At 72.0% G+C, this 18,089-nt stretch carries 16 protein-coding genes; 5 read left to right on the top strand and 11 right to left on the bottom strand.

All coding sequences use genetic code 11. From position 1 onward, the window contains the following. Positions 1-21: 21 nt before the first annotated feature. Together ACFJGV_RS15685 and ACFJGV_RS15680 are read right to left on the bottom strand one after the other, a co-directional pair. Positions 22-2,181: an acyl-CoA dehydrogenase gene (locus ACFJGV_RS15685; RefSeq protein ID WP_378144916.1), complete on the bottom strand. Its 2,160-nt coding sequence runs from the start codon at positions 2,179-2,181 to the stop codon at positions 22-24. 146 nt (positions 2,182-2,327) lie between these two features. After that, entirely contained in the window at positions 2,328-3,554 is a 1,227-nt protein-coding gene (locus ACFJGV_RS15680; protein WP_378144915.1) for an MFS transporter, read from the bottom strand. Between the two features lie 53 nt (positions 3,555-3,607). Between ACFJGV_RS15680 and ACFJGV_RS15675 the strand changes: the two genes are divergently transcribed. Next, complete coding sequence (locus tag ACFJGV_RS15675; protein WP_378144914.1) at positions 3,608-4,057, top strand: winged helix-turn-helix transcriptional regulator; 450 nt, start codon at positions 3,608-3,610, stop codon at positions 4,055-4,057. Positions 4,058-4,075: 18 nt separating this feature from the next. On the opposite strand, the gene ACFJGV_RS15670 is transcribed toward ACFJGV_RS15675, so the two are convergent. From ACFJGV_RS15670 to ACFJGV_RS15655, 4 genes are all read right to left on the bottom strand, one after another. Beyond that, positions 4,076-4,798: a lysophospholipid acyltransferase family protein gene (locus ACFJGV_RS15670; protein ID WP_378144913.1), complete on the bottom strand. Its 723-nt coding sequence runs from the start codon at positions 4,796-4,798 to the stop codon at positions 4,076-4,078. A 230-nt stretch (positions 4,799-5,028) separates the two neighbouring features. Then, positions 5,029-7,143, bottom strand: coding sequence for a DNA helicase RecQ (recQ, locus tag ACFJGV_RS15665; protein WP_378144912.1), 2,115 nt, complete (start codon positions 7,141-7,143; stop codon positions 5,029-5,031). A 274-nt stretch (positions 7,144-7,417) separates the two neighbouring features. Beyond that, positions 7,418-9,151 (bottom strand): 2-succinyl-5-enolpyruvyl-6-hydroxy-3-cyclohexene-1-carboxylic-acid synthase, encoded by a 1,734-nt coding sequence (gene menD, locus ACFJGV_RS15660; RefSeq protein WP_378144911.1) that lies wholly within the window; start codon positions 9,149-9,151, stop codon positions 7,418-7,420. Continuing rightward, on the bottom strand, positions 9,148-9,504 hold the full coding sequence (locus ACFJGV_RS15655) for a PLD nuclease N-terminal domain-containing protein (RefSeq protein ID WP_378144910.1): 357 nt from the start codon (positions 9,502-9,504) through the stop codon (positions 9,148-9,150). Before ACFJGV_RS15655 ends, menD begins: the two co-directional genes overlap by 4 nt. 94 nt (positions 9,505-9,598) lie before the next feature. On the opposite strand from ACFJGV_RS15655, the gene ACFJGV_RS15650 reads away from it, so the two are divergent. Next, on the top strand, positions 9,599-9,904 hold the full coding sequence (locus ACFJGV_RS15650) for a DUF4229 domain-containing protein (RefSeq protein ID WP_378144909.1): 306 nt from the start codon (positions 9,599-9,601) through the stop codon (positions 9,902-9,904). A 64-nt stretch (positions 9,905-9,968) separates the two neighbouring features. Here the strand turns inward: ACFJGV_RS15650 and ACFJGV_RS15645 are convergent, their stop codons facing one another. From ACFJGV_RS15645 to ACFJGV_RS15635, 3 genes are read right to left on the bottom strand one after another with little or no spacing between them, the layout of a single operon-like run. Then, entirely contained in the window at positions 9,969-10,997 is a 1,029-nt protein-coding gene (locus tag ACFJGV_RS15645) for a 1,4-dihydroxy-2-naphthoate polyprenyltransferase (protein WP_378144908.1), read from the bottom strand. Between the two features lie 10 nt (positions 10,998-11,007). Next, positions 11,008-12,216 carry an AMP-binding protein gene (locus tag ACFJGV_RS15640; protein WP_378148743.1) on the bottom strand — a complete coding sequence of 403 codons (1,209 nt, stop codon included), beginning with the start codon at positions 12,214-12,216 and terminating at the stop codon, positions 11,008-11,010. A gap of 15 nt (positions 12,217-12,231) precedes the next feature. After that, positions 12,232-13,149: a 1,4-dihydroxy-2-naphthoyl-CoA synthase gene (locus ACFJGV_RS15635; protein WP_378144907.1), complete on the bottom strand. Its 918-nt coding sequence runs from the start codon at positions 13,147-13,149 to the stop codon at positions 12,232-12,234. 85 nt (positions 13,150-13,234) lie between these two features. Here ACFJGV_RS15635 and ACFJGV_RS15630 point away from each other — a divergent pair, with 85 nt between their 5' ends. Continuing rightward, entirely contained in the window at positions 13,235-14,230 is a 996-nt protein-coding gene (locus ACFJGV_RS15630) for an o-succinylbenzoate synthase (RefSeq protein WP_378144906.1), read from the top strand. A 71-nt stretch (positions 14,231-14,301) separates the two neighbouring features. On the opposite strand, the gene ccsB is transcribed toward ACFJGV_RS15630, so the two are convergent. Then, the gene (gene ccsB, locus ACFJGV_RS15625) at positions 14,302-15,384 is read right to left on the bottom strand and encodes a c-type cytochrome biogenesis protein CcsB (RefSeq protein WP_378144905.1); all 1,083 of its coding nucleotides are present in this window, start codon (positions 15,382-15,384) and stop codon (positions 14,302-14,304) included. Between the two features lie 82 nt (positions 15,385-15,466). Here ccsB and ACFJGV_RS15620 point away from each other — a divergent pair, with 82 nt between their 5' ends. Continuing rightward, entirely contained in the window at positions 15,467-15,907 is a 441-nt protein-coding gene (locus ACFJGV_RS15620) for a Fur family transcriptional regulator (RefSeq protein ID WP_378144904.1), read from the top strand. A gap of 32 nt (positions 15,908-15,939) precedes the next feature. Further along, positions 15,940-17,442, top strand: a complete 1,503-nt coding sequence (locus ACFJGV_RS15615) for a catalase (protein WP_378144903.1) — start codon at positions 15,940-15,942, stop codon at positions 17,440-17,442. Between the two features lie 298 nt (positions 17,443-17,740). Here ACFJGV_RS15615 and ACFJGV_RS15610 read toward each other — a convergent pair whose 3' ends face one another. Continuing rightward, the gene (locus ACFJGV_RS15610) at positions 17,741-18,073 is read right to left on the bottom strand and encodes a PGPGW domain-containing protein (protein WP_378144902.1); all 333 of its coding nucleotides are present in this window, start codon (positions 18,071-18,073) and stop codon (positions 17,741-17,743) included. Positions 18,074-18,089: the final 16 nt, after the last annotated feature.

The raw sequence follows: 18,089 nt of genomic DNA, 5'->3' as shown, positions 1-18,089 counted from the left end.
TGGGCTCGGGGCGTGAGCGCGTCAGCGCTTCTTCGAGGGCTTCGGCTCGGGGGTCGGGAGGGTGCCCGCGGCGCGGGCCTCGGCGTAGTAGGCGCGCGCCTCGTCCTGGCGGGCCTTCTCGGCGCCCGACGCGATCGACGCGCGGATGTGCTCGGGGCCGTATCCGAACGCGTCGACGAGGTCCTGGGCGTGGGGGCGCAGGCGCGCGGCGAGCCGCTCGGTGTACAGGCGCACGGAGCGGGCGCGCGAGGGCGACAGCCGCCCGTGCATGAGGTACCAGGCGAGGTGCTTCTCAACGAGCCCGAGTCCGAACAGGTCGCGGACCCAGGTGAGCACCACGCGGGTGCCGTCGTCCATGCCCGCCGCGGCTGGGCCCTCGAGCGCCTCCGTGAAGGCCTCCCACTGCAGCAGCTCGCCGTGAGCCCGCGCGGCCTCGATGATCTCGGTCTGGTGCTGGTTGAACAGGTCGGCTGCGGCCTTCTGCGACATCTTCGAGGCCGGGCGGAGCGCCCCCGCGACCTCGGCGACCATCGTCTCGACGCGGTCGGTGAGCAGCTGGCGCTGGGCCGCGGTCTCGCGCAGCTGCGACACGGAGCGTGCGGTGGAACCCAGGTCGGCGACGCGCTGCACGAGGCTGCGCAGACCCGATCCGCTGGTCGCCTTGTCGGCCGCCTGCTCGACGACGAACCGGGCGAGCACCCCGAAGTCGGCCTTGGCGAAGCGCCGGCTGTAGTCGCTGAGGAGGCGCTTGGCCACGAGCTGCAGCAGCACGTGGTTGTCGCCCTCGAAGGTGGCGTAGACGTCGAGGTCGGCTCGGAGGCCCACCAGGCGGTTCTCGGCGAGGAAGCCCGCACCACCGCAGGCCTCGCGCGCCTCCTGCAGGGTGTCGAGCCCGTGCCAGGTGGACAGCGGCTTGAGGGCGGCGGCGAGGGTCTCGAGGTCCTGACGGTCCTCGTCGGTGTCGGAGCGGCCGCTGAAGACCTCGTCGAACTTGGTGAGCAGAGTCTCGTGCGCGAAGGCCGCGGCGTAGGTGGTCGCGATCTTCGGGATCAGACGCATCTGGTGCATCCGGTAGTCGAGCAGCACCTCCTCGTCGGTGTCGCTGCCCGCGGTGAACTGGCGGCGCTGGTTGCCGTAGGTGACGGCGATCTGGAGGGCCACCTTCGCGGCGTTGGTCGAGGCGCCGTCGAGCGAGACGCGGCCCTGGACGAGCGTGCCGAGCATGGTGAAGAAGCGGCGGCCCGAGCTGGCGATCGGCGAGGTGTAGGTGCCGTCCTCGGCGACGTCGCCGTAGCGGTTGAGCAGGTTCTCCCGCGGGATGCGGACGTGGTCGAAGTGCAGCCGCCCGTTGTCGATGCCGTTGAGGCCGCCCTTGAGACCGTCGTCCTCGCCGCCCACACCGGGGAGGAACGCGCCGGACTCGTCTCGGATCGGCACGTAGAAGCAGTGCACGCCGTGGTCGACGCCCTTCGTCACGAGCTTCGCGAACACCGTCGCGGCGGTGCCGTCGGTGGCGGCGTTGCCGAGGTAGTCCTTCCAGGCGCCGCGGAACGGCGTGTGGATGACGAACTCCTGGGTCGCCTCGTCGTACGTCGCGGTGGTGCCGATGCTCGCCACGTCGGAGCCGTGCCCGGTCTCGGTCATCGCGAAGGCGCCGGGCACCTTCAGCGACATGATGTCGGGCAGGAGGGTCTCGTGGTGGTACCCGGTGCCGAGGTGGAGCACGGCGGCGCCGAAGAGGCCCCACTGCACCCCCGACTTGATCTGCAGCGACGGGTCGGCGACGACGAGCTCCTCGAAGCCCGCGATGTTGCCGCCCGGGTCGTTCGCGCCGCCGAGCTCGACGGGGAAGGCGCGCAGCCCCTGGCCCGTCTCGACGAGGTAGCGGCACTGCTCCAGCACGCGGGCGCGGTGCTCGGCCATCCCGAGACCCTCGATGCGCTGCATCTCCGGCTTCGCCGCGGCGTCGCGCGAGGCGAGCCGGATGTCGGCCCACGTGCCGAGCAGGTAGCGGCTCAGCCAGGGCACGTCGGTGCGGGCCACGACGACCTCGCCCTCCAGGGGCGCACGTCGTCCGGTCACCTTGCCGGGCCGGATGGCCGCGGCCGATTCGTCGAGGTCGCGGTCGATGGCCTCGACCTCGCTGTCGTCGGGTCCGGTGGTGTCGAGCGTGTCAGTCATGAACGTCCTTGTCGTCGCAGGGCACCGCCACGCTACGATCGCTCGGACCTCCACGCCACCGAGCCGTCAGCCCGCTACAAACGGCCCTCGGCACATCCCCCGGTCGGGTTGTAGGGACGCTACAGATCTTGTAGGAAGCACACAGGTTATCGACGCACTGTCGAGAGGGTCCCGCTAACGGCCCGGCGGGCTGCCGCGACGTCCGCCGCCCCCGCCGCGAGGGCGCCGAGCGCGAGCACGCCGAGCAGCGGAGCGAGCACGTCGATGGCGGGCTCGAGCCCGATGCCGGTGGCCAGCGCGCCCGCCCCGATCGCGGTGAGAGCCTGGAGCAGGTACGAGAACAGGTACATGAGCGACAGGGTCGCGCCGCGGTGCTGCGCGGGAGCGGCCCGGTTCACCACGCCGATCCCGCCGGTGAAGGCGAACGCGTACGCCACCCCGCCCACCACGCACCAGGCGAGGAAGAGCGGCACGCTCCCCCAGATGGCGCAGGCCGCCATCACCGCGAGCGACGCGAGGCTGAGGCCGCCTCCGAGGAGCACGGACGCATGGGCGGGCACCCGGGCGAGGAGGACGGAGACGACCCCGATCACCGCCGCCGAGATCGCCAGGAGCGCACCGGTCACGGCGAGGCTCGAGGTCCCCGTCAGATCACGCGCCATCTGGGCGCCGAGCGAGAGGAACACCGCGCCGATGCTGTACGCGAGCGACACCGACAGCGTCGCGGCGAGGAACGGACGAAGCAGCCCCGGAGCAAGGCGGAGCGCGCGCGGACGCCAGTTCGGCGCCCCCAGGCCGGCCGTGTCGTCGGGCATCCGCCAGACGAGCACGAACGCGGCGACCGCGAGCACGAAGAGCACCGCGAAGCTCAGCACCAGCGGCAGCGGCGCGAACTCGGCGAGCACGCCCGAGACCAGCAGGGCGAGCGTGAGTCCGGATGCGGTGGCCGAGCCGGTCACCGAGCTCGCGAACCGCGGGTTGGCCGAGACGTTGTGCTCGACGAGCGACGCGCTCGCCGCGCCGAGCGCGAATCCGGTCCCCACGCCCTGCAGGATGCGGCCGGCGTAGAGCCAGAGGACGTTCGGCGCGACCGCGAACGCCACCGCGGCGACGGCGATGAGGGCGACGCCGAGCAGCATCGCGCGCCTCCGGCCGATGATGTCGGAGACACCTCCGAACAGGGCGAGCACGACGAGCAGAGCGAGCGGGTAGGCGGCGAAGACGGAGGTCGTCACCACGGCGGGCAGTCCCCACTCCGCCGCGTAGACGGGGTAGAGCACGCTGGGCGCGCCGCTGGCCCAGAGGCAGAGCGCGAGGACGAGGGCGGAGGCCCAGAAGGCGCCTCGGCGACCGAGACGCGTATTCGACGACATGGCTGCGACCCTAGCGCGTTGACTTGGAAAAACCAAGCCAGTATCCTCGTCTCATGTCCGCGATCGACCCGACCACCTCGCGCTGCCAGGTGGTGCGCACCCTCGACGTCATCGGCGAGAAGTGGTCCCTGCTCCTCGTGCGCGACGCACTGCGCGGCCGCACCACGTACTCCGAGTTCCGCGAGTCGCTCGGCATCCCCACCGACGTGCTCAGCGCCCGACTCGCGAAGCTCGTCGAGCGGGGTGTGCTCGAGAAGCGCTCCTACCGCGCCGAGGGATCGCGGGAGCGCTTCTCCTACCACCTCACCGACGCCGGGCAGGGGCTCGCCCTCGTCGTAGGAGCCATGGCGCAGTGGGGCGAGAGCTACAACCCCTGCGACGGCGCCTCCGCCTCGCACTTCGTGGAGGCCGACGACCACGAGGCCGAGGTGGGCATCTCGTTCGTCGACGGCTCCGGGCGCGCGCTCACGCCGACCGAGGTCGCGCTGCTGCCGCGTCGCTGAGGGCGCTGTGCCGCATCGCTAGGGCGTGGGCGACTCGGGGTCGTTGCGGTGCATGGCGCGGCGCACCCGCTCGACCACGTTCGCGGCCGGCGGCTCGTTGTAGGTGCCGGCGAGCTCCTGGCCCGACATCCGCCAGATCGCATCCATCACGTCGTCGGTGAGCTTGCGGCGAGCGCGGGCCGAGGAGGGGTCGCCGTACGTCGCGGCGTCGATCGGCTCGCCGAACTGCACCGTCACCGGCCGCACCCGGATCTCGGAGGTGTCGGGCGGCATCACGTCGGGCGTACCCGTGATCGCGACCGGGACGACGGGGCACTGCGCCGTGAGGGCGAGGAACGCCACGCCGGTGCGACCCTTGTAGAGGCGGCCGTCGCGCGAGCGGGTGCCCTCCGGGTAGATCGCGAACGCGCCGCCCTCCTGCAGCACCTCGAGCCCGCGGTCGAGGGAATCCTTCGCCGCGGTGTTGCTCGCGCGGTCGACGGGGATGGCGCCGATGCCCTCGAAGAACGACTTCGACAGACGCCCCGTCGTGCCGGTACCGGTGAAGTACTCGGACTTCGCGAGGAAGCGCACGTCGCGTGGCGCGAGGATCGTGATCGCCACGCTGTCGATGAAGCTGAGATGGTTGCTCGCGAGGAGCACGGGGCCGGACCTGGGGACGTTCTCGCGGCCGATCACCGTCGGGCGGAAGACCACCCGGGTGAACGGACGCGCGACCCCGCGGAGGACCTGTTTGAACACCACCCGATCCTCACACGGGACGCATTCCGCTGCACGTATGTGCACGGATGGTCAGGCGTCGCGCACATCCGTTCAGCGCTGCGGGTGCCTTGCGGGTGCCTGCTAGGTTCCTCGAGGGTCCTCCGTCGGGCGTCGAGTGCTCGGTTTCGGCGCGATCTCGCTCGGGATCGCGGCCGAAAGTGAGCGCTCGATGCTGTGGGGTCTCGGCTCGGGGCGCCAGGCCCCACGGGTCACCAGGGCTCGTCGTCGGCGGGAGGCTCGGCGGGCGGGACCCAGCCGTCGTCGGGCGGGTACTCGTCGAAGGGCGGGTCCTCGAACGGCGGCTCGTCGAACTCCGGTGTGCGCCGCCCACCCCGTGTGGTGGTACTGCTGCGCGCCCCCGTCCGCGACGATCGGGCGGACGACGAGGGCCCGCGTGAGCCACTCGATGCGGGTGCACCGTCTCCCCCACCGGCCGGGCCTCCTGCGCCGTCTCCCCCCGCGCCGAACTCGGCGACGACCGCGACGAGGCCCTCGCCGTACGACTCGCGCTTGCGATCGCCGATGCCCGAGACGCCCACCAGGTCGGACACGCTCGCGGGGCGCAGCTGCGCGAGCGTGGCCAGCGTCGCATCGTGGAACACGACGTACGCGGGCACTCCCTGCTCGCGAGCCGTCGCCGCCCGCCAGGCTCGCAGCGCCTCGAACAGCTCCCCATCCGCACCCGACAGCTCGGGGCGCCCCTTCGACGCCGAACCGCCGCCTCCGCCGCTGCCGCCCGACGACCGCGCGGCGCGCGGGGCGCGCTCCGGCTCGCGCCGCATCTGCACCGCCTTCTCGCCGCGCAGCACGGCTGCGCTCTCGGGGGTGATCGCGAGGGTGCCGTATCCGTCGTCGTTCACCGCGAGGAAGCCCTGTGCCAACAGCTGCCGGACGACACCACGCCACTGCTGCTCGGTGAGGTCGTCGCCGATGCCCCAGGTGGAGAGCTGGTCGTGGCCCCACTGCGCGACGCGCTCGGTGCGCTTGCCCCGGAGGATGTCGATGAGGTGGCCGGCGCCGAAGCGCTGCCGACGCTCACGGTCGAGGCGCACCACCGTCGAGAGCATCTTCTGCGCCGCGACCGTGCCATCCCACGATTCGGGCGGCTCGAGGCAGGTGTCGCAATTGCCGCACGGCTCGGACCGCTGACCGAAGTAGCCCAGCAGGTTCACTCGGCGGCAGTGCACCGTCTCGCAGAGGGCGAGCATCGCATCGAGGTGGGAGGAGAGCCGGCGGCGGTGGGCGAGGTCGCCCGGCGACTCCTCGATCATGCGGCGCTGCTGCACGACGTCGCCGAGGCCGTACGCCATCCACGCCGTCGAGGGGGCGCCGTCGCGGCCGGCGCGGCCGGTCTCCTGGTAGTAGCCCTCGACCGACTTGGGGAGGTCGACATGGGCCACGAAACGCACGTCGGGCTTGTCGATGCCCATGCCGAAGGCGATGGTCGCGACGATGACGACGCCGTCGTCGCGGAGGAACCGGGCCTGCGTCTGCGCGCGGAGACGTGCATCGAGGCCGGCGTGATACGGCATCGCGTCGACTCCGTTCTGCACCAGGAACTCGGCCGTCTTCTCGACGGTGTTGCGAGAGAGGGCGTAGACGATGCCCGAGCTGCCCGTGTGCTCGGTGCGGATGAACGAGAGCAGCTGCTTGCGGACCTCGCCCTTCGAGTCGATGCGGTAGCGGATGTTGGGGCGGTCGAAGCTGGCGACGAAGTGCTTGGCCTCGTGCAGCGTGAGCCGCTCGGTGATCTCCTTGTGGGTCGCCTCCGTCGCGGTGGCGGTGAGGGCGATGCGCGGGACGTCGGGCCAGCGCTCGGCCAGCTCGGCGAGCGCGAGGTAGTCGGGCCGGAAGTCGTGGCCCCACTGCGACACGCAGTGGGCCTCGTCGATGGCGAACAGCGCGATGCGCCCCGACTCGAGCAGGCGCTTCGTGCTCTCGGAAGACAGACGCTCGGGCGCCACGTAGAGCAGGTCGAGCTCGCCGCGCCGGTACGCCGACTCGACCTCGGCCCGCTCGGCGGGGTCTTGCGTGGAGTTGAGGAACGCGGCCCGCACGCCGAGCTCGCGCATGGCCGACACCTGGTCGTGCATGAGGGCGATGAGCGGAGAGACCACGATGCCCGTTCCCTCTCGCACCAGCGACGGGATCTGGTAGCAGAGCGACTTGCCTCCGCCGGTGGGCATGAGCACCACGGCGTCGCCGCCCGCGATGACCTGATCGATCACCTCGGCCTGGAACCCGCGGAAGGAGTCGTACCCGAACACGTGCTGCAGCACGTCGAGCGCGGCTCGGGGCTGGGCGGTCTCTACGGCGTCGGTCACCCCACGAGCCTAGTTCGCGCCCCCGACCCCCGCGCCGGCTGCCCGGCTTCTGTGGACAGCCGCGCCCGCATCCGCCCCTGTGCAGTGCTCCCCGCGCCGCGAGCTGCGCTCCACCGGGCTGGGCCAACTCCGGAGATCCGGCCGGATACGAGCCGACTCCGGAGATCGCGCGGCGTGGCGCGGCGAAAGTCCGGCGTCGGCCCCGCTCGAGAGCAGCACGCGACCGGCCGGAGGCCACGGCGCCCGGCCGCGGGCGCGCCACGAGCGGGGTGGGTCAGCGGGAGAGGGGGACCTCGACGAGGCTCAGACCGGGGGGCGGGCTGGCGAGGGCCTGGTCGAGGGCGCCGCGGCCGGTGACGCGCTGGTGCTGCCAGCCGTAGGCGGCGGCGAGCGACTCGAGGTCGACGTCGTGCGGGGTGTACATGAGGCGGTCGAAGGACGCAGGGTCGGCGCTGCCCGCCACCTCGAGGCCGTCGAAGATGGTTCCGCCGCCGTCGTTGCCGACGATCACCTGCATGCGCGGGCGCCGTTCGCCGCGGGGCACGAGCAGCCCCCCGGCGTCGTGCAGCACGGCGAGGTCGCCGAGGAGCACGCGGGTCACGCCGACCCCGCGCGGGTCCGCCGTCTGCGAGGCGAGGGCGAGCCCGAGCCCGGTCGACACCGTCCCGTCGATGCCGGCGACGCCGCGGTTGGCGTGCACGGGGATCCGCTTCCCGGGCGCCACGGCGTCGAGCTCGCGGATGAGGCGCGAGGCGCCGAGCAGCAGCCGATCGTGCGGCCAGCTGGCGCGCCACACGGCGAGCCCCAGCGCCCGTCGCGTGATCGGAGCGCGGAGGGCGGCGAGCTCCCCCTTCGCGTAGTCGCGTCGGTCGGCGAGGTCCCAGGTGCCGGCGTCGACCTCGCCGACGGATGCGATGTCGTCGTCGGCCGCGTCGAGGAGGCCTCGGCTGGCGAACACCCAGCGGCCGAGCCAGGCGCGCGCCTCACGATCCGACCGGTCGAAGGGATCGGCGGTGACCGCGTCGGCGACCACCGCATCCGAACGCGGCAGCACGGGCTCGCCGGGGCCGCGCACGACGACGACCTCGACGTCGGCCCGCGCCAGCAGTGCGGGCACCTGCCGCGAGAGCGTGGGGCGGCCGAACACGACGGCGCGCTCGACGAGACCGCCGAACTCGGCGTCGGCGAGCAGCTCGCGGTAGGCCACCACGAGATCGGGACCGAAGCGCGATCCGCTCGAGACCTCGGCCAACAGGGGCCACCCGGCGGAGGCGGCGAGCTCGGCCGCGGCCTCCCCCGCGCCGTGCCCGGCGACGACGACGGTGCGCGGTCCGCGCTCGAGGTGCAGCACGGGTCGCTCGATCGGCTCGCGGACGACGGGAGGAGAGGAGGGAGTGCCGGACCGCACCGGCAGGTCGGGGATCAGGGTCCCGGAGAGCGGCTCGGCGAACTGCAGGTTGAGATGCACCGGACCGGGACCAGCGGCGCCGAACGCACCACCCGCATCACCAGTTGCACCACCCAGGGCCGCGGTGTGCGCGATGGCCGCGAGACCGACCGGATCCGGCATCCCCTCGGCATCGGGTGCGACCACATCACGCTCGAACCGCGCGAACCGCCCGAACATGCCCGGCTGCCACGTGGTCTGGTTCGAACCCGTCCCTCGCAGCGCCGCCGGGCGGTCGGAGCTCAGCACGATCATCGGCACCCCGCTGTGCGACGCCTCGACCACGGCGGGCAGCAGATTCGCCACCGCGGTGCCCGAGGTGGTCACGACGAGCGCGGGTGCGCCCGACTCGAGCGCGAGCCCCAGCGCGAGGAAGCCGGCGTCGCGCTCGTCGATGCGGACGTGGACGGCGATCGCGCCGCGCGCCTCCAGCTCGCCGAGGGCGAGGGCGAGGGCCTGGGAGCGCGATCCGGGGGCGACGACGGCGTGCCGCACGCCGAGCCGGGAGAGCTCGTCGACCAGCCGAGCCGCGAACGTGGCCGCGGGGCTAGGGACGCTCACCGTTCTTTTCTGCCGTTGTCCTGCTCGTCGTCCATGTCGGACAGCTGCTGCTCGAGCTCGCGGAGGCGCTCGTCGTCGACCGGAGAGCGGGTCGGCGCGCGCATGGTGCCGAGGAAGTCGGGGTCGTCGTCGGGCCCGAGCACGCGCGGACGGGGCGCCGCGCCGCGCTTCGCACCCCGACCGATGAGGAACCAGAGGACACCGCCGATGGGAGGCAGCAGGAGGACGATGAGCACCCATGCCCAGCGAGGCAGACCCCGGATGCGCGACCTCTCGAGCATGAGACTGTCGACCAGCGCATAGATCGTGAACGCCACCACGATGATGACGAGCACGAGCAGCAGGCGGGCCATGCTCAGATGGTACCCCCGCCTCCCGGGCACCGACTGCGTGTTCTCTGCCCGGCTGCCGAGCGCCCGCTCAGGATGCGCCGCCTAGAATTCCAGGGTGAACTCCGGCCGCACGTGGATCCTGTACTCGCTCATCCGTCTGGGCGTCTTCGCGGTCGTGCTCGCCCTCCTGCTGTTCCTCCAGATCGTGCCGTGGGTGGCCGCGATCCTCGCCGCGATCATCGCGCTGTGCATCTCGATCATCTTCCTGCGCCGGCCGCGCGAGGAGGCATCGAAGACGCTGTACGCCGCCCGCGCCAACCGCTCGGCCCGCTCAGCGGCGCCAGCGCGGGTATCGGAGGACGAGAGCGTCGAGGATCGCGCGGTCGACGACCGCGCCGACGACCGGCCGGACGCCCACTAGAGGCCCGCTAGCGGCACCCGGTCACGCTGTCGCCCGCGCGCCCATCACTGGACGACGCCCCCGCTCAGTACCCGAGCGCGAGCCCCAACCCCACGCCGTAGGCGAGGGCGAAGAAGCTCGTGAGCTGCAGCACCAGGATGAACTCCTTGGGCGTCTTCGCCGTGAGCATGATGAGCGTGGCCGGCGCCGACAGCAGCAGGGTGAAGAACACCAGCGGCGCCTTCGGGTACAGCAGCGACAGGAATGCGAGCACCGCGTACGCGATGACGATCCACACCACGTAGACGACCCGCGACGCCGTCCGCCCGATGAGCACCGAGAGGGTGCGCTTCTTGGCCAGCTTGTCCTGCTCGATGTCGCGGATGTTGTTGGCCATCAGCACGGCGCAGGCCAGCGCTCCGATGGCGATGCCGCCGAGCCACGCCTCCGTGTTGACCTCTCCGGCGAGGATGAACGTGGTGCCCGCCGTCGCGACCAGCCCGAAGAAGACGAACACGAACAGCTCACCCAGGGCGTAGTACCCGTACGGGTGCTTGCCGCCCGTGTAGAACCACGCGGCGAGGATGGCCACGGCCCCGACGGCGAGCAGCCACCAGTACCCGGTGAGCACCACGAGCACGAGACCTGACACCGCCGCGAGCGCGAAGAAGCTCAGCGCGACGATCAGGACCGTGCGCGGCCGGACCGCGCCCGATCCCGTGAGCCGAGGCGGTCCGACCCGGAACGCGTCGGTGCCGCGCACTCCGTCGGAGTAGTCGTTGGCGTAGTTCACGCCGATCTGCAGGAAGATCGCGACGAGGAGGCACAGCAGCACACGCAGCTTCGAGATGTCCTCCGTGGGGACCATGGCCGCGCCCGTGCCGAGCGCCACCGGCGCGATCGAGAGCGGAAGGGTCCGCAGGCGCGCGCCCGAGATCCAGGCACGGACGGCCGATCGGGGCTTGCCGGTCTTCTTCGTCGCTCCGGACCGGCCCGCATTGCGGCCGCGGCTCCCCGCTCCTTGGCGACCGGAGTCGCTCACCGTGCGGCCGGGACGGCCGCCGTCTGCGGTACGCGCGGGACTGCCCTGGGGGCGCTTCTTCGTCTTGGACATCGGCTGAATACTAGACCCCACCGCTTGGTGGAGTTCCTGCGTGATCCCGCACGGCGAGCAGGCGGGTCAGGCCCACGCGATCCGGCTTGCCCGACGCGAGACGCGGCAGGCGCTCGACCTCGACGATCTCGTCGGGCGCCGCGGCGCGGCCCGCCACCTCGGCGACCGCGTCGCGCAGCCGCCAGAGCGCACCGGTGGGCACCCGCGCATCCGTCACCACGACCGGGACCTGGCCCCACTCGTCGTCGTCGCGCGCGACCACCACTCCCTGTTCGAACCCGGGCACGGCCTGCACCAGCCGCTCGACCCGATCGAGCGCGACCTTCACGCCACCCGAGATGATGACGTTGTCGAGCCGCCCGGTCACCTGCACGCGGACGGCGTCGCCCTCGCCGGCGACCGACCCGGCGTCGCCGGTGCGGTACCAGCGCAACCCGTCGTCGACGATGAAGCGCTCGGCGGTGAGCGCCTCGTCGAGGTACCCCTCCGCGAGCGACGGGCCCGCGATCTGCAGCTCGCCGCCACGTTCGCGCACGATGGTGCGGCCGATCGGCGAGCCGTCGTAGACGCACCCGCCCGCGGTCTCGCTCGAACCGTAGGTGCGCACCACCCGGAACCCGAGATCGTGGGCGCGGTCGGCGAGCGCGGGCGCGAGCGCCTGCCCGCCGACGAGGATCGCGTCGAACCGCGCTACCGCCGCGCGGATCTCGGCCTCGCGCTCGGCCGCCTCGACGAGCCTCGCGAGCTGCACGGGGACGATCGACGTGTAGCGGACGGGGTGCTCGAGCTCGGCGGCCGCGGCGGCGAACCCCTGTGCGGTGAAGCGGCCGGCGGGGGCGACCACGGGCGTCGTGCCCGCGGCGATCCCCCGCACGAGCACCTGGATGCCCGCGACGTAGTGCGTGGGCAGCGTGAGCAGCCACTGCCCTGGCCCACCGAGCGCCGACTCCGATCCCGCGGCCGACGCCAGCAGCGCGTCGGCGCTCAGTGCCACCCGTTTGGGCGCCCCCGATGACCCCGAGGTCTCGACGACGAGCGCGACCGGAAGTGGGATCTCAGCAGGGACATCGCCACCCACCGCATCCGACCCGAGGGCGGTCTCGCCCAGCGCCGCACGCTCACGCGGCAGGATCGCGGGACCCTCGCGGGAGAGCGCCGCCCGGAGCGCGATGCCCACGGTGTGCGGGTTCGACCCGTCGATCACCTCGAGGCGACGCACAGAGCCCACCCCGCCTCAGTAGTGGTACGGGAAGCGACCGAAGTCGGCGTCCCTCTTCTCGAGGAAGGAGTCGCGCCCCTCGACCGCCTCGTCGGTGCCGTAGGCGAGACGTGTGGCCTCCCCCGCGAACAGCTGCAGGCCGACCATCCCGTCGTCGGTCGCGTTGAAGGCGTACTTCAGCATGCGGATGGCCGTGGGCGACTTGCCGAGGACGATGCGCGCCCACCGCAGGGCCTCGACCTCGAGCTCGGCGTGCGGGACGACGGCGTTGACCGCCCCCATCTCGTACGCGCGCTGCGCGCTGTACTCCTGGGCGAGGAAGAACACCTCCCGCGCCAGCTTCTGCCCCACCTGCTTGGCGTAGTAGGCGCTGCCGTACCCGCCGTCGAACGAGCCGACGTCGGCGTCGGTCTGCTTGAAGCGGGCCTGCTCGGCACTCGCGATCGTGAGGTCGGCGACCGCGTGCAGCGAGTGCCCGCCGCCGGCGGCCCACCCGGGCACGACGCAGATGACGACCTTCGGCATGAAGCGGATGAGGCGCTGCACCTCGAGGATGTGCAACCGGCCCGCGCGGGCGGGGTCGATGCCGGCGGCCGTCTCCTCCTCGGAGTACTTGTACCCGTCGCGCCCGCGGATGCGCTGGTCGCCGCCGCTGCAGAAGGCCCAGCCGCCGTCGCGCGGGCTCGGCCCGTTGCCCGTGAGCAGCACCACGCCGATGCGCGGGTTCTGGCGCGCGTCGTCGAGCGCGGCGTACAGCTCGTCGACCGTGTGCGGCCGGAACGCGTTGCGGATCTCGGGCCGGTCGAACGCGACGCGGGCGACGCGCCCCTCCACATCGTGGTGGTACGTGATGTCGGTGAGGCCCTCCCACCCGGGCACCTCACGCCACTCGGTGGGGTCGAAGATGTCGGAGACTCCGGGCAGTGCGCTCATGCCTTTCAGCCTACGCGCGAGGCCTTCGGCGCCCGGGCCGTCCATAGACATTGGGGACGGAGAGCAGACACGACAGACTTGTGCAATGACCGGCACCGTCCCCGCCCTCGACGACCTCCTCGACCGGATGCACGTGGTCGCGATCCCCCTGCACACCCGCTTCCGCGGGCAGACGGTGCGCGAGAGCGTGGTGCTCGAGGGGCCGGCCGGCGTCACCGAGTTCTGCCCCTTCCCGGAGTACGAGGACGAGGAGGCGGCGCACTGGCTGCGCGCCGCGATCGAGTTCGGCTGGACGGAGCAGCCGCCCGCGCTCCGCGACGAGGTGTGGGTCAACGCGACCCTCCCCGCCGTGCCGGCGGAGGCGGTGGCCGAGGTGCTCGCGCACTACGACGGCTGCCGGACGGTGAAGGTCAAGGTCGCCGAGAGAGGGCAGTCGCTCGACGACGACGTGGCCCGTGTCCGCGAGGTGCGGCGTCTGCTCGGGCCGGAGGGCCGCATCCGCCTCGACGCGAACGGTGGATGGAACGTCGACGAGGCCGAGCACGCCGTTCGGGCGCTCGAGCCGTACGACCTCGAGTACGTCGAGCAGCCCTCCGCGACCGTCGACGAGCTCGCCCAGGTGCGAGCGCGCATCCATGACCTCGGGATCCTCGTCGCCGCCGACGAGAGCGTCCGCAAGGCGTCGGATCCCCTCGAGGTGGCGCGCGCCGGGGCGGCGGACCTGCTCGTGGTGAAGGCGCAGCCGCTGGGCGGCGTGCGTCGAGCGCTCGAGATCGTCGAGGCGGCGGGGCTGCCTGCCGTGGTGTCGAGCGCGCTCGAGACCAGCGTCGGCATCGCGATGGGCGCCGCGCTCGCCGCTGCGCTGCCCGCCCTCGACCACGACTGCGGGCTCGCCACCGTCGACCTCTTCACCGGCGACGTCGTCCGCGAGAGCCTCGTGCCGAGGGACGGCCGCATCCGCGTGCACCGCCCCCAGTTGGATGCGGAGCTCGTCGCCCGCTACGCAGCCTCACCCGAGCGGACGCAGTGGTGGCACGAGCGCGTCGCCCGCTGCCATGCCCTCCTCGCTCCCACCTCCTGATCCGTCACTTTCGGCTGGTGCGGGCGGCTCACACCCGCGGAAAGTGACGAATCAGGGGACGAAGTGGGGGATCAGAGCCCGGAGTAGGCGTGCAGGCCCTTGAAGAAGACGTTCACCACACCGAAGTTGAAGAGCACCGCCGCGAACCCGATGATCGCGAGCCACGCGGAGCGCGAGCCGCGCCAGCCGCGGGTGGCACGGGCGTGGATGTACCCGGCGTAGATCACCCAGATGATGAAGGTCCAGACCTCCTTGGTGTCCCATCCCCAGTAGCGGCCCCAGGCCCGCTCGGCCCAGATGGCACCGGCGATGAGGGTGAAGGTCCAGAGCACGAAGCCCACGATGTTGACCCGGTAGGCCAGGCGCTCGAGGGTGTCGGCGTCGGGCATCGTGCGGAGGAACCGCAGCTTCACCGCCGAGGCCGCGCGCGACAGCATGTCGCCCCGGGTCTGGAACAGCTGGATGACGCTCAGTGCACCGCCGAGGGAGAAGAACGCCGTGCCGATGATGGCAACGAGCACGTGGATGACGAGCCACGCCGACTGCAGCGCCGGCTGCAGCGGCGAGACGGGCACGTAGTAGTTGACGGTCGCGACGCCCAGCAGGATGAGGATCAGGCCCAGCACGAACGTGCCGAGGAACCGGAGATCCTGGCGCAGCAGCACGAGCAGGAAGACACCGACGATGATCGCCGTGCCCGTGATCGAGAACTCGTACATGTTCGCCCACGGCACCCGGTCGGCCGCGATGCCACGGAGGACGACGCCGACCACCTGGATCACGAGGCCCAGGACGGTGAACGAGACGCCCAGCCGTAGCGGCACCGAGCGCTTCGGCTTCTCGACCGTGGCGGCGACCGCGCCCGATCCGCGACCGGCTCCGCGCCCCGCGCCCGCCCCACGTCCTGCGCCCCGCGCGGGGGCGGCGGTGACAGCGCTCGCCGAGGTCGGGTTCAGCACGGCACCGGATGCGGTGGTCACGCCGGCGATGACCGGGACCTCTGCGGACTCCTCGGCCGCAGCGCCGAGCTCCTGCCGCTTGACCTCGCTCGACCGCTTGGCGAGATCGAGCGCGAACGCGATGAACGCGAGCGCGTACACGGCCATGGCCGAGTAGATGAGGATGAGAGAGATCTCGTCGAGGGTCTGCGTCACACTAGGATGCTACGCGCTCCCAGCCTGACGTTCACCGGATGCTCGGCGCGTTCTTTTGAACTGTTCATAAAAGCGTGACAGGGTGGATCCCGTGATCGAGATCGAGACGACGCTCCGGCAGGCCGGGCTGCGGGTGACCGCACCCCGGAGGGCCGTCATGCGTGCGCTCGACACCCGTCCGCACGCCGACGCCGACGAGGTCTTCCAGGCCGTCGCCCGCGATCTGCCCGGCACCTCCCTCCAGGCGGTGTACGTGGTGCTCGGCGCGCTGACGGACGCGGGTCTCCTCCGCCGCATCGAGCCCGCGGGGTCTCCCGCGCGGTACGAGCGGCGCACCGGAGACAACCACCACCACGTCGTGTGCACCCGCTGCGGTGCCGTCGACGACGTCGACTGCGTGCACGGCGAGGCCCCCTGCCTCACGCCGTCGTCGACGGGTGGCTACGCGATCACGACGGCAGAGGTCACGTTCTGGGGACTGTGCCCCGCCTGCCAGGCGGCGGACGTCCCCGTGCGTGCCTGACACACCTCACCCGCCTGAACAGGAGGACCCCCATGTCCGACACCAGCTACACCACCACCAACTCGGGAGCCCCGGTCGCCAGCGACCAGCACTCGATGAGCGTGGGGCGCGACGGCGCGATCGCCCTTCACGACCACTACCTGGTCGAGAAGCTCGCCCAGTTCAACCGCGAGCGCGTCCCCGAGCGCGTCGTGCACGCCAAGGGCGGCGGAGCCTTCGGCTCCTTCACCACCACGGCCGACGTCAGCCAGTTCACGTCCGCCTCCCTGTTCCAGAAGGGCGCCACCACCGATCTGCTGGTGCGCTTCTCCACCGTCGCCGGCGAGCAGGGCAGCCCCGACACCTGGCGCGACCCCCGCGGCTTCGCGATCAAGTTCTACACGGATGAGGGCAACTACGACCTGGTCGGCAACAACACCCCGGTCTTCTTCATCCGCGACGGGATCAAGTTCCCCGACTTCATCCGCTCGCAGAAGCGCCTTCCCGGCAGCCACCTCCGCGACCACGACATGCAGTGGGACTTCTGGACCCTGCAGCCCGAGTCGGCCCACCAGGTGACGTGGCTCATGGGAGACCGCGGTCTGCCCGCCTCCTGGCGCCACATGGACGGCTTCGGCTCGCACACCTACCAGTGGATCAACGCCGCCGGCGAGCGCTTCTGGGTGAAGTACCACTTCAAGACCGACCAGGGCAATGAGATCCTCACCCAGGCGCAGGCCGACCAGATCGCGGGCGAGGACGCCGACTTCCACATCCGCGACCTGTCCTCCGCCATCGGGCGGGGCGAGCACCCGACCTGGACGCTCTCGGTGCAGGTCATGCCGTACGCCGACGCGGCGGACTACCGCTTCAACCCGTTCGACCTGACGAAGGTGTGGCCGCACGCCGACTATCCGCTCATGGAGGTCGGCACCATGCGCCTCGACCGCAACCCGGAGAACTACTTCGCACAGATCGAGCAGGCCGCGTTCGCGCCGTCGAACTTCGTGCCCGGCATCGCGGCGAGCCCCGACAAGATGCTGCTCGCGCGCATCTTCAGCTACGCGGATGCGCACCGCTACCGCGTGGGCACCAACCACGCGCAGCTGCCGGTGAACGCGCCGAAGGCGCCGGTGCACACCTACTCGAAGGACGGCGCGATGCGCTACCAGTTCAACTCGCCCGAGACCCCGGTGTACGCGCCCAACTCGCACGGGGGCCCGCACGCCGACGCCGCCCGCGCGGGCGAGGGCTACGGCTGGGAGTCGGACGGCGAGCTCGTGCGCGCCGCCGCCACCCTCCACCGCGACGACGACGACTTCGGTCAGGCGGGCACCCTCGTGCGCGACGTGCTCGACGACGCCGCGCGCGACCGCCTCGTCTCGAACATCGCCGGGCACGTCTCGAAGGTGACCATCCCGTCGCTGCGCCAGCGCGTGCTCGAGTACTGGCACAACGTCGACGCCACGCTCTCCCTGCGTGTGGCGGCGGAGCTCGAGCCGTCGGCGCCCGGCGCCGACGTCTCCGCCGAGCAGGTGGGCATTCCCACCGCGTAGAGCCCGACGCTCATCACGGAATACGGTCGAGCCCCGCGAATACGGCGGGGCTCGACCGTTTTTCGTGACGACCGACGTCGACCCGGCCGCGGCACCGCCGCTTCAGCACCGGAAACGCTCAAGCCCCTGTCCATACGGCCGGGCTTCAGTGAACTCGGTGTCGAGGCGACGGGTCAAGGACGCGCGGCGGCCGCTGCAGCACCAGAAAGGCTCGAGCCCCCGCCCATACCGACGGGGCTTCGGTGAATCCGGTGTCGAGGCGACGGGATGAGGGCGCGCGAGCACGCCTGCAGAGGCGTCAGGCCTGCTCGCGGCGGCGCGCGCGGCGCTCCTTCACCGCGGAGGCGGCGCGGCGGGCGGCCGCGTTCGCCTTCACACTCACCTTGCGGGCGGGCTCGAACTCCGTGCCGAGGAGCGCCACCCCGCCGAGCGCGATGAGGCTGCCCGGCCCGGGCAGCGGGATGAGCGCGAGCCCGAGCAGCACGGTGCCGCCGCCCACGACACCGACGCCCGTGCGGTAGACGCGGTCGGCCGCGGGCACGGATCGGATGCGCTCCCGCGCCCCGCCTGCCACACGCCGTGCGCCCGCCGCCACGTCGCCCGCCGCGGTCCGTCTCGCTCGCTCGTCCATGCCGGGCACGCTACGT

Source organism: Cnuibacter sp. UC19_7 (assembly GCF_042699995.1).
Lineage (GTDB): Bacteria > Actinomycetota > Actinomycetes > Actinomycetales > Microbacteriaceae > Cnuibacter.
This window is presented reverse-complemented; position numbering and strand designations above follow the sequence as displayed.

Coding starts and splice junctions, on each gene's coding strand:
- ACFJGV_RS15675 (WP_378144914.1), top strand. CDS start 3,608: ATGTCCGCGATCGACCCGACCACCTCGCGCTGCCAGGTGGTGCGCACC.
- ACFJGV_RS15610 (WP_378144902.1), bottom strand. CDS start 18,073: ATGGACGAGCGAGCGAGACGGACCGCGGCGGGCGACGTGGCGGCGGGC.
- ACFJGV_RS15680 (WP_378144915.1), bottom strand. CDS start 3,554: ATGTCGTCGAATACGCGTCTCGGTCGCCGAGGCGCCTTCTGGGCCTCC.
- ACFJGV_RS15615 (WP_378144903.1), top strand. CDS start 15,940: ATGTCCGACACCAGCTACACCACCACCAACTCGGGAGCCCCGGTCGCC.
- ACFJGV_RS15685 (WP_378144916.1), bottom strand. CDS start 2,181: ATGACTGACACGCTCGACACCACCGGACCCGACGACAGCGAGGTCGAG.
- ACFJGV_RS15630 (WP_378144906.1), top strand. CDS start 13,235: ATGACCGGCACCGTCCCCGCCCTCGACGACCTCCTCGACCGGATGCAC.
- ACFJGV_RS15635 (WP_378144907.1), bottom strand. CDS start 13,149: ATGAGCGCACTGCCCGGAGTCTCCGACATCTTCGACCCCACCGAGTGG.
- ACFJGV_RS15645 (WP_378144908.1), bottom strand. CDS start 10,997: ATGTCCAAGACGAAGAAGCGCCCCCAGGGCAGTCCCGCGCGTACCGCA.
- ACFJGV_RS15655 (WP_378144910.1), bottom strand. CDS start 9,504: ATGGCCCGCCTGCTGCTCGTGCTCGTCATCATCGTGGTGGCGTTCACG.